Genomic DNA, 13,243 nt, shown 5'->3' with positions numbered 1-13,243 from the left:
TTGATGAAGCGCCGCGCCATCCGCGCCAAGTACCTGGCGGCGCAGCAGGCAGAGGCCGAAGTCACGCCACCTACCGAGCAAGCCTGAACCCTGCCGATCGTCATGTCGGCTTGCCGGCCAAAACGTTACGTTATAACATTTGATCCATGGCACACACCCATACCCACGCCCACGACTATGCCGGTGACCTCGAGCACGACCTTGCCGCTGCTGCGCAATGGTGCGCCGCCCGCGGTGAAAAGCTGACCGAGCAGCGCCGCGAGGTACTGGCCCTGCTGTTGCAAGCACCGGGGTCGATGAAGGCCTACGACCTGCTGGCCGAGATCCAGAAGCAAAAGCCGACCGCCGCACCGCCCACGGTGTACCGGGCACTGGACTTTCTGGTGGCGGCGGGCCTCGCCCACAAGCTTGATTCCAAGAACGCCTTCGTGGCCTGCCGCGACTTTGAGCACCCGCACCACGGTGTGATGCTGATCTGCGATAGCTGCCACTCGGTCAAGGAGCTCAGCGATGAACGCCTGGAGGCCCGCCTGGCGGAAGATGCTGCCCAGTTCGGCTTCAGCGTGGCTGCGCAGGATATTGAGGTCAAGGGCTTGTGCCAGGACTGCCGCAGCACCGATCAGCAGGGCAAGGCATGAAGCTCGAGCTGCGACTGATCGCCCTCTCCGCCCTGCAGCGCATCCTGCTGGTACTGCCGCTGCTGGCCCTCCTGTGGGCCGCCGTCTGGTGGGCGATGGGAGATGCGGCATGAGCCATGCGCACCATCACGCTCATGATCAACACGGCCACCATGGCCACAGCCACGTCCCAGCCACGGACGCGGCCATACGGCTCGACAATCTGACCCTGACCTACCACCGCCATCCGGTGGTGCACCATGTCAGCGGCCACTTCCTGGCTGGCGAGGCGACCGCCATCGTCGGCCCCAACGGCGCCGGCAAGAGCACGCTGCTCAAGGCCCTGGTCGGACTGCTCAAGCCCAACCATGGTCAGCTCGATCTGGGCGGCCTCAAGCCACGCGATATTGCCTACCTGCCGCAGCAGGCAGCCATCACCCGCGACTTTCCGCTCTCGGTGCAGGACGCCGTGCTGCTGGGTGCCTGGCGCGGTGCGGGCTGGTTCGGCCGCATCAGCCGGGGCCTGCGCCAGCAGGCGCAGGACGCGCTGGCCCGGGTGGGCCTGGCCGGCCTGGGCGAGCGGCCACTGGATGAGCTCTCCGCCGGCCAGTTCCAGCGCGTGCTGTTCGCGCGCCTGCTGCTGCAGGACGCCCGCGTGATCCTCCTGGACGAACCCTTTACCGCGCTGGACGCCAAGACCACCGCCGACCTGCTGGCCGTGGTCGCCGGCTGGCGTGCCGAGGGCCGCACCGTGATCGCGGTGCTGCACGACTACGAACAGGTACGCAGCCACTTCCCGCAGACCTTGCTGCTGGCCAAGGAGTGTATCGCCTGGGGGCCGACCACCGAGGTGCTGACCCCTGCCCGGCTGGCGCGCGCCAACGGCGTGGCAGTGAGCTGGGACGATGACGCCCCGGTCTGCCACCGCGACAGCTTGCCACCACCGGCCGATACGCCGCACGACCACGCCCTGCACGATCACTGATTAGGCTGTATGACTCCCTACGAACTGCTCTGGCAACCCTTTGCCGACTTCGCCTTCATGCGCCACGCCCTGGTGGGCTGCCTGGCGCTGGCGCTCGGTTGCGCGCCTATTGGCCTCTTCCTGGTGCTGCGCCGCATGAGCCTGGTGGGCGACGCCATGAGCCACGCCATCCTGCCCGGCGCCGCCATCGCGTTTATCGTCTATGGCCTCTCGCTCACCGCCATGAGCATAGGCGGGCTGATCGCCGGCCTGGTGGTGGTCCTGGCCGCCGGCCTCGTCACCCGCGCGACCAGGCTCAAGGAAGATGCGAGCTTTGCCGCCTTTTACCTGGTCTCGCTCGCCAGTGGCGTGCTGCTGGTTTCCAAGTGGGGCAGCAACGTCGACCTGATGCACATTCTCTTTGGCACCGTGCTGGCGGTGGACGACACGGCCCTGGCATTCCTGGCCATGGTCGCCAGCGCCACCCTCCTGGTCCTCGCCGGCATCTACCGCGCCCTGGTGGTGGAGAGCTTCGACCCCGAATTCCTGCAGAGCATGGGCGGGCGCGGCGCCTGGGCACACTTCGCCTTTTTGATCCTGGTGGTGCTCAACCTGGTGGCGGGCTTCCAGGCACTGGGTACCTTGATGGCGGTGGGGCTGATGATGCTGCCGGCCGCCAGCGCCCGGCTGTGGGCCAAAGAGCTGCCGGCGCTCCTGGGCATTGCCCTCCTGATCGCCCTGCTGGCCGCCTATGTTGGTCTCTTGCTGTCCTATCACGCCGATCTGCCGTCCGGCCCCTGCATCATCCTGACTGCCGGCATCGCCTATTTCATCTCGCTGGCCGCCGGTACGCGCGGCGGCATGCTGCGCAGCTGGCTGGGCCGCGCCCATCTGGAAGCCTGAGCATGCTGCAGTCGACCTACCCCGCACCGTTCCACCCTCTTACCTTTGGTCGACCCGCATGAAACTCCCGCTCTGGCTCACTGGTTCCCTGGCCTGTTTAGCCCTGGCCGCTCCGGCGGCCGACAAACTGCCCGTGGTCGCTTCCTTCAGCATATTGGGCGACCTGGTCAGCCAGGTGGGTGGCGACAAGGTCGAGGTCCGTACCCTGGTGGGACCGGATGGCGACGCCCATGTCTACCAACCCAGCCCGCGCGATGGCAAGACGCTGGCAGGCGCCCGCCTGCTGGTGACCAATGGCTTGGGCTTCGAGGGCTGGATGGAGCGGCTGATCACCGCCAGCCGCTACCGCGGTGCCCGTGTTGTCGCCAGCGACAAGATCCAGGCCGAGCAGATGGCCGAGGACGAAGGGCATGAGCATGGCCATGGTCACGATCACGGCAAGCTCGACCCGCACGCCTGGCAGGACCCAGCGCGGGTACAGCAGTATGTAGCCAATATCGCCGACGGTCTGGCGGCAGCCGACCCGGCCAATGCCACCTACTACCGCCAGCGGGCAGTGCAGTACCGGCAGACCTTGCAGCAGCTCGACAGCTGGGCGCAACAACAGTTCGCCAGCGTACCTTCAGCAAAGCGGCGGGTGATCACCTCGCACGATGCCTTTGGCTACTTGGGCCGGCACTTCGGCATTACCTTCCTGGCACCGCAGGGGATGAACACCGAGGCGGAAGCTTCGGCCAAGGCGGTCGGCCAGTTGATCCAGCAGGCCAAGCGCGAGGGCATACGCGCCATCTTTGTCGAGAACATCAGCAACCCCAGGCTGCTGGAGCAGATCAGCCGCGAGACCGGCGCCAAGCCTGGCGGCCGGCTTTACTCGGATGCGCTGTCGCGCCCCGACGGCCCGGCCGCGAGCTACGAGGCGATGATGCGTTACAACATAGCCACCCTGGTCGCCGGCATGAAACAGAACTGAGCCAGACTGCATGCCCAGCGCACCAGCCGAATTTCAGCTGCTTTTAAGTTCTGGCTGGCATGTTGGCGCGGCTTCAGACACCTCCATCTTTCTCTGCACCCACCTTGTGAGTCCACAACGTGTTCCAACTCGATAGCGTGCGCCACCGCTACCCCGGCGGCGCTGAACTCGCCTTCCCCGATTGGTCGCTGGCCCAGGGTGGCCGCGCCGTGCTGGTCGGCCCTTCCGGCAGCGGCAAGACCACCCTGCTTTCGTTGTTGGGTGGCCTCTTGCGCCCCAGTGCCGGCAAGGTCAGCCTGGCGGGCCAGGACCTCGGCGCACTGCCGCCCGGCAAGCTCGACGCCTTCCGCGGCCGCCAGGTCGGCTTTGTGCCACAACGCCCGCACCTGATCGCCAGCCTGACCGTCGCCGACAATCTGCGCCTGGCCCAATACCTTGCCCATCTGCCGCAGGACAGCCAGCGCATCGAGGCGGTGCTGCACGAGCTGGGCCTGGCTGGCCTGGGCAACCGCAAACCGCACCAGCTCTCGCAAGGGCAGGCCCAACGCGTGGCCATAGGCCGGGCCGTGGTCAACCGGCCCGCCCTTTTGCTGGCCGATGAACCCACCGCCAGCCTGGATGATGATGCCGCCGAAGCGGTAGTTAGCCTGCTGCAAAAAGTGGCCGACGAAGCCGGCGCCTGCCTGCTGGTGGCCAGCCACGACAGCCGCGTCAAGGACCGTTTCGAGACGCGCTTCGCGCTTGGTGTGAGCAAGGAGCAGGCCGCATGAATATCGTCCGCCTCTCTCTCAAGCAGCTCGCCGCGCGGCCGCTGCATACCGCGCTCAATGCCATCCTGCTGGCCTTGGGCATTGCCACCATTGCCATGCTGATGCTGTTCAACGCCCAGATGCAGGACAAGCTCATGCGCACCGCCGAGGGCATAGACCTGGTGGTCGGCGCCAAAGGCAGCCCGCTACAGCTGATCCTCTCTACCGTCTATCACGCCGACATCCCTCCCGGGAACATCCCCAAGCGCGAGGCCGACAAGCTCGCCAAGCACCCCTTGGTGGAGAGCACCGTACCGCTGGCACTGGGTGACAACCTCCTGGGTTACCGCATCGTCGGCACAACCCCGGCCTATATCGACCTCTATGGCGGCAAGCTCGCCAGTGGCAAGCTCTGGTCGGTGTCGATGGAAGCCGTGCTGGGTGCCAATGTGGCCAAGAAGAGCCAGCTCCAGCTGGGCCAGGAGTTCGCCAGCTCACACGGCCTCGCCGCTGGCGGCCATCTGCACGACGACAACAAGTACCAGGTGGTTGGCATTCTGGCCCCCACCGGCACCATCATTGATGACCTGGTATTGACCGATCTGCAAAGCGTCTGGGACCTGCACGAAGGCCAGGAGAGCACCAACCCGGTCTACCAGCAGGCCAACCCACTGGCACCGGCAAAACCGGCCGATGATGAGGAGGATGGCAAGCCGCGCGAGATCACCGCCCTCCTGATCAAGTACAAGACGCCGCTGGCGGTACTGGCCCTGCCGCGACAGATCAATGCCAACACCAATATGCAGGCTGCTTCGCCGGCATTGGAATCGGCCCGCCTCCTGCACATCGTCGGCTTTGGGCTCGATGCCTTCCGCGCCTTTGCGTTGATCCTGATCGTCTCAGCCGGGCTGTCGCTGTTCGTAGCGCTCTACACCACCCTCAAGGAGCGCCGCTATGACCTGGCGGTCATGCGCCTTCTGGGCAGCACCCGCCTGCGACTCTTCAGCGCGGTCCTGCTGGAAGGGGTGCTGCTGGCCGTGGGCAGCGCGGCGCTGGGCCTCTTGGCCGGCCATCTGGTGACCGAATGGGCAGGCCGCAGCGGGCTGACCCCCGGCCTGACCCTGACCGGCCACTACTGGGTGCCCGAAGAAGGCTGGCTGGCGCTGCTGGCGCTAGGCGTGGGCATTCTCGCGTCGCTCCTGCCGGCCATCCAGGCCTACCGCACCGATATCGGCACGGTGCTGTCTGAACGTTAATCGCCGACCCCCTCTGCTACCCACACTAGGAGTACGAGCATGCGCCTGACCCTGAGCCTGATTGCCCTGAGCCTGACCGGTGCCGTAATGGCCCACGATGAGACCCCCTGTACCGAGGAGCCGACCAGCAAGTGGCAGCCCTTTTCGGCCGCCATCAAGAAGGCCGAGGACGCAGGCCATAGCGTGAAGAACGCCGAGGTCCACCACAAGTGCTACGAGGTACGCGGGGTAGCCAAGGACGGCAAGCGCTTCGAGTGGATCCTCAACCCGATCACGCTCGAGCCGCGCCCCGAGGCCAAGAAGTAAATTCGGGTTACGAACCACCCTGGCCCGTGTCAGTCGAATACAATCTACACATCAACGAATTTGCCGGGAGCTGCGCCATGTTGCTACGTCTTTTCCCCGCCGCCCTGCTGAGCCTGGGCCTCGCCGCCCAGGCAGCCGACCCCATGAGCCTGCCCGCCGGCCCCGCGCCGGTCGGTGGCGCCGCCTTTGGCGTGACGCCAGCTGCCGGCCCCGCCGTGGCAGACCGTGCCGGCTTTATCTCCTGGAAGACGTTGGCGTTGGTGGAGGCCGTGCCACAGGGCCAGAGCTTCACCCCCAAGTTCGACAAGAGCATCGTCTCGCTGGACAAGAAGGTGGTGAAGCTGCAGGGCTTTATGTTGCCGCTGGGCATGGGCGAGGCCCAAAACCACTTTATCCTGACCTCTACCCCGCCCACCTGTGCCTTCTGCCTGCCTGGCGGGCCGGACCAGGTGATCGAGGTGAAGACCAGCAAGCCAATCAAGTTCGGCTATGAGGCGGTGGCGCTGACCGGCAAGTTCGAGCTGCTGAAGAACGACCCCATGGGCCTCTACTACCGTGTCAGCGATGCCAAGCAGCTCGACTGAGCGTGGCCGGTAGCAGGTATGAGAAAGGCGACCCGCGGGTCGCCTTTTTCTTTACGTCCTTTACGGCTCAGTCCGCCAGCCAGATCAGCGTGGCCATGCGACCGGTGGTACGGTCGCGCCGGTAGGAATAGAAGCGCTCGGCATCGGAGGCAGTGCAGAGACCGCCACCGTAGACCTGCAGCACACCGGCCGCCGCCAAGCGCTGGCGCGCCAGCAGATAGAGGTCCCCCCACCACTTCCCCTCCGCCTTGCCGGGCCGGAAAGCTGCCTCGGCCGCTGCGTCGTGTGCCATAAAGGCAGCGCGGACCTCGTCACCTACCTCGAAAGCCCCTGGACCAATAGCTGGCCCCAGCCAGGCCAGCAGTCGACCGGGCTCCCCCAGCTGCGCAATGGTTGCTTCCAACACACCATCGTTGAGACCGCGCCAGCCGGCGTGGGCGGCACCCACTGCGCTACCGTCGTCACGGGCGAACAGTACCGGCAGGCAGTCCGCCGTCATCACGGTACACACGACCCCTGCCTGGCGGCTGACGGCCGCATCGGCGCGCTGCACGGAAGGCCCCGCCGGGCCGACCTCGGCCACGTCTATGCCATGTACCTGCTCCAGCCAGGCCGGCTCGGCCGGCAGCGCTGCCCGCAGCAAGCCGCGGTTGGCGGCCACCGTCTCTGGCGCGTCGCCCACGTGCTGGCCCAGGTTCAGGCCCGCATAGGGGCCGTTACTGAGCCCGCCCAGCCGGGTGGTCGCCAGGGCGCGCACCCGCCCAGGGACCGGCCAATCTGGGCGTATGGCCTGTGCCAGCCAGTCACTCATGGTTTTTCCTCTCGCAGTTGTTGCAGCAAGGTCGCCATATCGGCCGGCAGCGGGCTGGTCCACTCCATGGTCTGGCCGCTTTCGGGGTGGACCAGGGCCAGCCGGGCGGCGTGCAGGGCCTGCCGGTTGAAACGGGTCAGGGCCTCGGCCAGGGCGGCCGAGATGGCATATTGCTTGCCGCGATAGACTGGGTCAGCCGCCAGGGCGTGCCCCAAATGGTCCATATGGACGCGGATCTGGTGGGTACGGCCGGTTTCCAGCCGGCACTCGACCAGGGTATGGCGGGCAAAGCGTTCCAATACCGAGTAATGGGTGATGGCCGGCTTGCCACCTGGCACCACCGCCATCTTCAGGCGGTTGCGCGGGTCGCGTCCTATGGGGGCATCCACGGTACCGTCGCCGGCCAGCACGCCCTGGGCGATGGCCAGGTAGTGGCGTTTTACGCTGCGGGCCTGCAGCTGGCGCACCAGCTCGGTTTGCGCCTTGAGGGTACGGGCGACCACCATCAGACCGCTGGTGTCCTTGTCCAGTCGGTGTACGATGCCGGCGCGCGGTACGCCGGCCAAGGCCGGATAGCGGTGCAACAGACCATTGAGCAGGGTGCCCGACCAATTACCGGCGGCTGGGTGAACTACCAGGCCGGCCGGCTTGTCGATGACGACGATGGATTCATCCTCGTACACCACGGGGAATTCCACCGGTTCGGGTTGGAAGGCGCTTTCCTGCGGGTCTGGTGCCACCTCGACGGTCACGGCCTCACCGCCCCAGAGCTTGGTCTTGGGGGTGGCGGTCTTGCCCTCGAGCAGCACCGCACCGTCGTCTATCCAGCGGGCCAGCCGGCTGCGGGAATAATCAGGCAGCAGTTTTGCCAATACCGCATCAAGGCGGCCACCGGCCAACTCTTTCGGCACAGTTATGCGTAGCGTTTCGGCCGAATCGTTATAATCGTCGGCTTCGATATCGGAGTGTTCCATGAAGCGCATTCTACCTTTCCTCGCCGCAGCCTTACTGCTCGGTGCCTGCAGTTCCCTGGGCCAGAAACCCGACGAGGATGCCAAGGCCACTGCCGAACAGATGTATACCGAGGCCAAGCAGGAACTCGACAGCGGCAACTACACCCGCTCGGTCAAGCTCTTTGAGGCACTGCAAAGCCGTTATCCCTATGGCCGCTATGCTCAGCAGGCCGACCTTGAGATCGCCTACGCCAACTTCAAGGACCAGGAGCCGGCGCTGGCGCTGGCAGCGATCGACCGCTTCCTGAAGCAGCACCCGACCCACCAGAACGTGGACTACGCGCTCTATCTGCGCGGGCTGGTGAACTTCATTGAAGACCGTACCCTGTTCTCGGCCATTGCAAAGCAGAATATGGCCGAGCGCGACCCCAAGGCCGCCAAGGAATCGTTCGAAGCCTTCCGCGACTTGGTGACCCGCTTCCCCGACAGCCGCTATGCCCCGGATGCGCGTGACCGCATGGCCTTCCTGGTGGTGGCGCTGGCCGACCATGACCTCCTGGTGGCCAGCTACTACTACAAGCGCGGTGCCTACCTTGCGGCGGCAAACCGCGCCAAGACCGTACTGGAGAGTTATGGTCATACTGACCGGGTTGAAACCGCGCTGGTGATCCTTGCGGCCTCTTACGACAAGCTGGGCCAGACCGAGCTGCGTGACGATGCCAAGCGCGTGCTGACCAAGACCTATCCGGACAGCAAACTGACCGAGGCCGACGTTTTCCCCGAGGCCCCGTGGTGGAAACTCTGGTAATTGCATAAAAGGGGGTTTACAAGCGGAAAGAACCTCCTTAATATGCGCGTCTCTTCGCCGCAGCAACATCGCAGCGAGAGGCCAAGTGGGGGTATAGCTCAGCTGGGAGAGCGCTTGCATGGCATGCAAGAGGTCATCGGTTCGATCCCGTTTACCTCCACCACAGAATTAAGATTGATCGGTCCTCTACCGATTGATCGGCAGTTGAAGTCCCCATCGTCTAGAGGCCTAGGACACCACCCTTTCACGGTGACTACCGGGGTTCGAATCCCCGTGGGGACGCCAGTATCACCTGGATGATCAACCAGATTCATCCGGGCGATGGCAGAAAATGCCGTCATTGCAGTTTTTGGGGGTATAGCTCAGCTGGGAGAGCGCTTGCATGGCATGCAAGAGGTCATCGGTTCGATCCCGTTTACCTCCACCAAAAGACGATTGATCGGTCCTCTACCGGTTGATCAGCAGTTGAAGTCCCCATCGTCTAGAGGCCTAGGACACCACCCTTTCACGGTGACTACCGGGGTTCGAATCCCCGTGGGGACGCCAGTAAGAAACAAAAAAGGACACAGCAATGTGTCCTTTTTTGTTTTCCCGCCCCGGCCCGCGGCCAGCATTGCGCTATCCCCATCCGGACAGACCCGGGGCACCCCAAGCGCACACCGAAGAAATCGCCCCGCCCTGTCTGATCCGGTCGCTGCGTGGCCCATCACGCCTCCTGCAACGCGGCCCGTCATTCACCCGCGACGTCACCTTGCAACTGTGCCCATAGGCGCTGCGCGACCGGGCCATGCGCCACGTTCCGGCGACGGATGGCGTAGTGCGGCAAGCTGGTGCCGCGAAGCTGCGGACTTTCCAGCGATTCCAGGCGGCCTGCCGCCAGGTCGTCCGCAATCAAGTGCCTTGGCATATGGCCCCAGGCGAGACCCTGAACAATCAACTCCCGCTTCATGAGCTGGTCCGGCACGCTGCAGCTGCGTGCTCCTTCGATCAGGTAGTAGTTGCCGCCGCCGCGCTCGTGGCTGGTATCCCGGATAACGCATTGCATGTAGGGGCGCATGTCTTCCGGCGCCAACGGACGCGCAGGGCGATTGCTCACGAAGCCAGGCGCGGCGACCGGAACCAACTCCACCGGTAAGCGGGCGATCGTCTCAAACTCCGGCGAGGGGCGGTCCAAGTGGTGGAAGATCAAGTCGCATTCGCCCTTGCGTAGGCGCTCCCAAGGCCCGCCGATCGCCTCGAACAACAGGATGAGCCGGGTCGTGCCACAGGTCGCGAAAAATCGTCGCAGTGCGCCCAGCGTTTCGGGCAACGGACACAGGTCGCCAATGACCACACGCAGCTCGGGCTCGTCGCCGGCAGCAAGCTGCGCGGCGCTGCGCCGCAGATCGTCATATTGCCGCAGGAACTGAACGGCTCGCTCCCGAAAGGCGGCGCCGGCCGGCGTCAGCGCTACACGGTAGCCAGCACGGTCCAACAGCGCCATGCCTACCTGATCTTCCAGCGCGCTGACGGCTGCATGCACGGCCGGATGGGTACGGTTGAGGCGGGCCGCGGCAGCCGCGAAACTGCCCGCGTCGACCAGGGCCTCGAAACATTGCAGCTGCAGCAAGGTAGGTTCATTCATTGTTTATAAATACATCAATCTTTGTAGAAACTAAGTAATTTAAACTTACTTTCCACATAGATAGCATGGAATCTCCAACCCTGGGAGATTCGCATGAAAGCAGTCGTACGCAAGCAATATGGCGGTCCGGAGCAATTGTCGGTGATGGAGGTGCCCACACCCCGCGCTGGGCCGGGTACCGTGCTGATACAAGTAAGGGCCTTCGGCTTGAACCGTGCCGAGCTGTATATGCGGCGCGGAGATTGGGGCGACGTCGCCGTCATCAGCGGCATAGAGTGCGTAGGGACGGTCGTGGAGGACGGTTCGGGGCGTTTGTGCAGCGGGCAGACCGTCGTCGCCATGATGGGTGGAATGGGCCGTAGCTTCGCCGGCAGCTATGCCGAGTACACCGCAGTGCCGGCCAGCAATGTGCTGCCGATCGAGACCTCACTCGACTGGGACAGGTTGGCTGCATTGCCCGAAGCCTATGCGGTGGCCTGGACTTGCCTGCATCGCAATCTCGCGATTGAGCCGGGCCAACGCCTGGTGGTACGTGGCGGCTCTGCCAGTTTGGGCCAGGCTGCGATCGACATCGCGGCACAGCTAGGGGCCGAGGTGATCGCAACTACGCGCCGGCCTGATCGCGCAGACAGCCTGCGCCAGCTTGGCGCCCACCAGGTGTTGCCCGCCATCGGCGAGCTGGCTGGCGCAGAGGGCTGGCCAGGCAAGGCCGATGCTGTCCTGGACCTGATCGGCAACACCACCCTGCTCGATTCGATGCGCGCCACCCGTCGCGGTGGCCGCGTATGCCTCGCCGGCTTTCTGGGCGGCCTGGCACCCTTGGCCGACTTCGACCCGCTCAGCCAGATGCCCAGCGGCGTGCAACTGAGTTTCTTTGGCAGCTTTATGTTCGGCCAGCCGGGCTTCGAATTGGCGGATGTGCCTATGCAGCAGATCGTCGACCTCGCCACCACAGGGCAGTACCAGGGACGGCCAGCGCGGGTGTTCGGATTGTCGGACCTTCCCGAGGCCCATCGATTGATGGAGGCCAACGAGGCGGGCGGAAAGCTGGTCGTCGTCGTGTAACCGTATCACCACCACCTTTCGGTGGCGCCCTAGTTGCCGAGGCAGGGCCGGGACGGCAGTGGTGAAGGCGCCGAGGCCTGGCTTCCCAGGCGGCATAGGATGGTGCAGGATGGACGCAAACGGCTGCCGGACGGACCGCGGAACTGCAACTGGAGTAAGCGGCGAGATTGGCGAACGCCGTGACCTTGCTGCAGTCTTAGCGACTGTCGCTGCCCGACCGAGTTTGCCATGCCCCGCACCAAGCGCTTTTCCCTGCTGTTCGCCTGCCTTGCCAATCTGGCGCTGGCTGCGCCGGTCAGCGCCCCACCCAAGCTTGAGCTGGCGCTGCCGGAGTTGCGCAGCCAGCAGGCCTTCCGTCTTAGCGCCGAGCCGGCCAAACCGACCGTGGTCAACTTCTGGACCAATGGCTGCGCGCCTTGCCTGGGTGAGCTGCGCTATTTCTCGCAACTGGCGCTGGCCCACCCAGAGGTCCGCTTCCTGGGCGTGGCCCTGGACTCCCGCGACGCCGCCCTCAAGCTACTGGACGACAACGCCCTGTCCTTCACCAACCTGCTGGCGCCGGAAGACCCGCGCCCCTTGCTGCGTAGCTTTGGCAACGGCATCGTGGCCATGCCCTTCACCATCATCCTCAACCCTGATCGCAGCCGCTGCTGGGCCAATTTGGGCGAGCTGGACCGGGCCCGCTTCAACCAAGCCTTTGATTATTGCGCACTGGGGCACCGACAGGCGGTGACGCCAGCGCGCGCCCGTAGCTAGAGAAGCGCTCCCCTAGCGCGCCGGCTTGACGAAGCGCAAGGTGAAACGATCGCTCTCACCGATGGCCAGGTACTTGTCCTTGTCCTGATCACCCATGGCCAGGGTGGGGGGCAGGGTCCAGACACCCTTGGGGTGATTCTTGGTGTCCTTGGGGTTGGCATTCACCTCGCTTGTGGCAGCCAGCTGAAAGCCAGCCTCGTTGGCGAGCTGGATCACATAGCTATCGGGCAGGTAGCCGGTCGACTTCTCCAGCGGCGTGCCGCTGATCGCACGGTGATCGACGATGCCAAGCACGCCGCCGGGCTTGAGCACCTCGAAGAAGGCCTTGAAGTAGGCCTTCTCGTTACCGGCGTCTACCCAGTTGTGGACATTGCGAAAGCTCAGCACCACGTCGGCCGAGCCGGCGGCGCCAAAGCTGGGCTTGGCGACGTCGAACTCCACCACCCTGGCTTTGCCATAGTGCTCACTGTCGCCGGCCAGCTTGGCCGCGAGGCCGCTGCGCGCTTTTTCATAGTATTCGCGGTTCTGCCCCTCCAGCCGCTCCGGGCTGACGATGGCAGCGGTATAGCTGCCACTCGTTTTCAGGAGCGGCGCCAGGATCTCGGTATACCAACCGCCACCCGGGGTGATCTCGATCAGGTGTTGGCCGGGCTGAACGCCAAAGAAGGCCAGGGTCTCGGCCGGGTGGCGGTAGACGTCGCGCGCGCGGTTCTTCTCGGAGCGCCAATTGCCGGCCAGGATGGGCGACAGCGACTGGGTCAGCGTGCTCGACGTCGTATCGGCAGCCTGTACCGGCAAGGCCGGTAGTGCCATTGTCACCGTCAGCAACGCAACCGTCATGCCGTGCGCCACCTTGGACCTTGCTGCTTGTCTTGCA

Annotated in this window: 15 protein-coding genes and 4 tRNA genes; 15 read left to right on the top strand and 4 right to left on the bottom strand. The window is 64.8% G+C overall.

Annotated features, from left to right (window positions below; genetic code table 11):
- Nucleotides 1-146: 146 nt before the first annotated feature.
- The 8 genes from VIM95_RS02075 (at nt 147) to VIM95_RS02040 (ending at nt 6,349) form a co-directional block, all read left to right on the top strand.
- Nucleotides 147-638 carry a Fur family transcriptional regulator gene (locus VIM95_RS02075; protein WP_331982430.1) on the top strand — a complete coding sequence of 164 codons (492 nt, stop codon included), beginning with the start codon at nt 147-149 and terminating at the stop codon, nt 636-638.
- 109 nt (nt 639-747) lie between these two features.
- Nucleotides 748-1,602: an ABC transporter ATP-binding protein gene (locus VIM95_RS02070; RefSeq protein ID WP_331982427.1), complete on the top strand. Its 855-nt coding sequence runs from the start codon at nt 748-750 to the stop codon at nt 1,600-1,602.
- 9 nt (nt 1,603-1,611) lie between these two features.
- Nucleotides 1,612-2,484: a metal ABC transporter permease gene (locus tag VIM95_RS02065; RefSeq protein ID WP_331982424.1), complete on the top strand. Its 873-nt coding sequence runs from the start codon at nt 1,612-1,614 to the stop codon at nt 2,482-2,484.
- Nucleotides 2,485-2,542: 58 nt separating this feature from the next.
- Nucleotides 2,543-3,454 carry a metal ABC transporter substrate-binding protein gene (locus VIM95_RS02060; RefSeq protein ID WP_331982421.1) on the top strand — a complete coding sequence of 304 codons (912 nt, stop codon included), beginning with the start codon at nt 2,543-2,545 and terminating at the stop codon, nt 3,452-3,454.
- A 119-nt stretch (nt 3,455-3,573) separates the two neighbouring features.
- A complete protein-coding gene (locus VIM95_RS02055; RefSeq protein ID WP_331982418.1) occupies nt 3,574-4,224 on the top strand; it encodes an ABC transporter ATP-binding protein in 651 nt (216 codons plus the stop codon).
- Nucleotides 4,221-5,459 carry an ABC transporter permease gene (locus VIM95_RS02050; protein ID WP_331982415.1) on the top strand — a complete coding sequence of 413 codons (1,239 nt, stop codon included), beginning with the start codon at nt 4,221-4,223 and terminating at the stop codon, nt 5,457-5,459. Before VIM95_RS02055 ends, VIM95_RS02050 begins: the two co-directional genes overlap by 4 nt.
- Before the next feature lie 39 nt (nt 5,460-5,498).
- On the top strand, nt 5,499-5,765 hold the full coding sequence (locus VIM95_RS02045; protein ID WP_331982412.1) for a PepSY domain-containing protein: 267 nt from the start codon (nt 5,499-5,501) through the stop codon (nt 5,763-5,765).
- Nucleotides 5,766-5,842: 77 nt separating this feature from the next.
- Entirely contained in the window at nt 5,843-6,349 is a 507-nt protein-coding gene (locus VIM95_RS02040; RefSeq protein ID WP_331982409.1) for a DUF3299 domain-containing protein, read from the top strand.
- 67 nt (nt 6,350-6,416) lie between these two features.
- Here the strand turns inward: VIM95_RS02040 and pgeF are convergent, their stop codons facing one another.
- The gene (gene pgeF, locus VIM95_RS02035) at nt 6,417-7,160 is read right to left on the bottom strand and encodes a peptidoglycan editing factor PgeF (RefSeq protein ID WP_331982407.1); all 744 of its coding nucleotides are present in this window, start codon (nt 7,158-7,160) and stop codon (nt 6,417-6,419) included.
- Nucleotides 7,157-8,134, bottom strand: a complete 978-nt coding sequence (rluD, locus tag VIM95_RS02030) for a 23S rRNA pseudouridine(1911/1915/1917) synthase RluD (RefSeq protein WP_331982404.1) — start codon at nt 8,132-8,134, stop codon at nt 7,157-7,159. The genes pgeF and rluD overlap by 4 nt, the downstream gene beginning before the upstream one ends.
- Here rluD and VIM95_RS02025 point away from each other — a divergent pair.
- The 5 genes from VIM95_RS02025 to VIM95_RS02005 all read left to right on the top strand — a co-directional run bounded on the left by VIM95_RS02025 (nt 8,133) and on the right by VIM95_RS02005 (nt 9,467).
- Nucleotides 8,133-8,921 carry an outer membrane protein assembly factor BamD gene (locus VIM95_RS02025; RefSeq protein ID WP_331982401.1) on the top strand — a complete coding sequence of 263 codons (789 nt, stop codon included), beginning with the start codon at nt 8,133-8,135 and terminating at the stop codon, nt 8,919-8,921. The genes rluD and VIM95_RS02025 overlap by 2 nt on opposite strands.
- Nucleotides 8,922-9,008: 87 nt before the next feature.
- Nucleotides 9,009-9,084: transfer RNA gene (locus VIM95_RS02020), tRNA-Ala, on the top strand.
- Nucleotides 9,085-9,130: 46 nt separating this feature from the next.
- Nucleotides 9,131-9,206 (top strand) — tRNA-Glu (locus VIM95_RS02015).
- Between the two features lie 66 nt (nt 9,207-9,272).
- Nucleotides 9,273-9,348 (top strand) — tRNA-Ala (locus VIM95_RS02010).
- Between the two features lie 43 nt (nt 9,349-9,391).
- Nucleotides 9,392-9,467: transfer RNA gene (locus tag VIM95_RS02005), tRNA-Glu, on the top strand.
- Between the two features lie 184 nt (nt 9,468-9,651).
- Here the strand turns inward: VIM95_RS02005 and VIM95_RS02000 are convergent.
- Nucleotides 9,652-10,530, bottom strand: coding sequence for a LysR family transcriptional regulator (locus VIM95_RS02000; RefSeq protein WP_331982398.1), 879 nt, complete (start codon nt 10,528-10,530; stop codon nt 9,652-9,654).
- 108 nt (nt 10,531-10,638) lie between these two features.
- On the opposite strand from VIM95_RS02000, the gene VIM95_RS01995 reads away from it, so the two are divergent.
- A complete protein-coding gene (locus VIM95_RS01995; RefSeq protein WP_331982395.1) occupies nt 10,639-11,610 on the top strand; it encodes a zinc-binding dehydrogenase in 972 nt (323 codons plus the stop codon).
- A gap of 228 nt (nt 11,611-11,838) precedes the next feature.
- A complete protein-coding gene (locus VIM95_RS01990) occupies nt 11,839-12,366 on the top strand; it encodes a TlpA disulfide reductase family protein (protein WP_331982392.1) in 528 nt (175 codons plus the stop codon).
- Between the two features lie 12 nt (nt 12,367-12,378).
- On the opposite strand, the gene VIM95_RS01985 is transcribed toward VIM95_RS01990, so the two are convergent.
- Complete coding sequence (locus VIM95_RS01985) at nt 12,379-13,206, bottom strand: class I SAM-dependent methyltransferase (protein ID WP_331982389.1); 828 nt, start codon at nt 13,204-13,206, stop codon at nt 12,379-12,381.
- Nucleotides 13,207-13,243: the final 37 nt, after the last annotated feature.

Origin of the sequence: Chitinimonas sp., assembly GCF_036568685.1 — a bacterium.
Classification (GTDB): Bacteria; Pseudomonadota; Gammaproteobacteria; order Burkholderiales; family Chitinimonadaceae; genus Chitinimonas.
The sequence above is the reverse complement of the archived record's forward strand: the minus strand, read 5'-3'. Positions and strand labels throughout refer to the sequence as shown.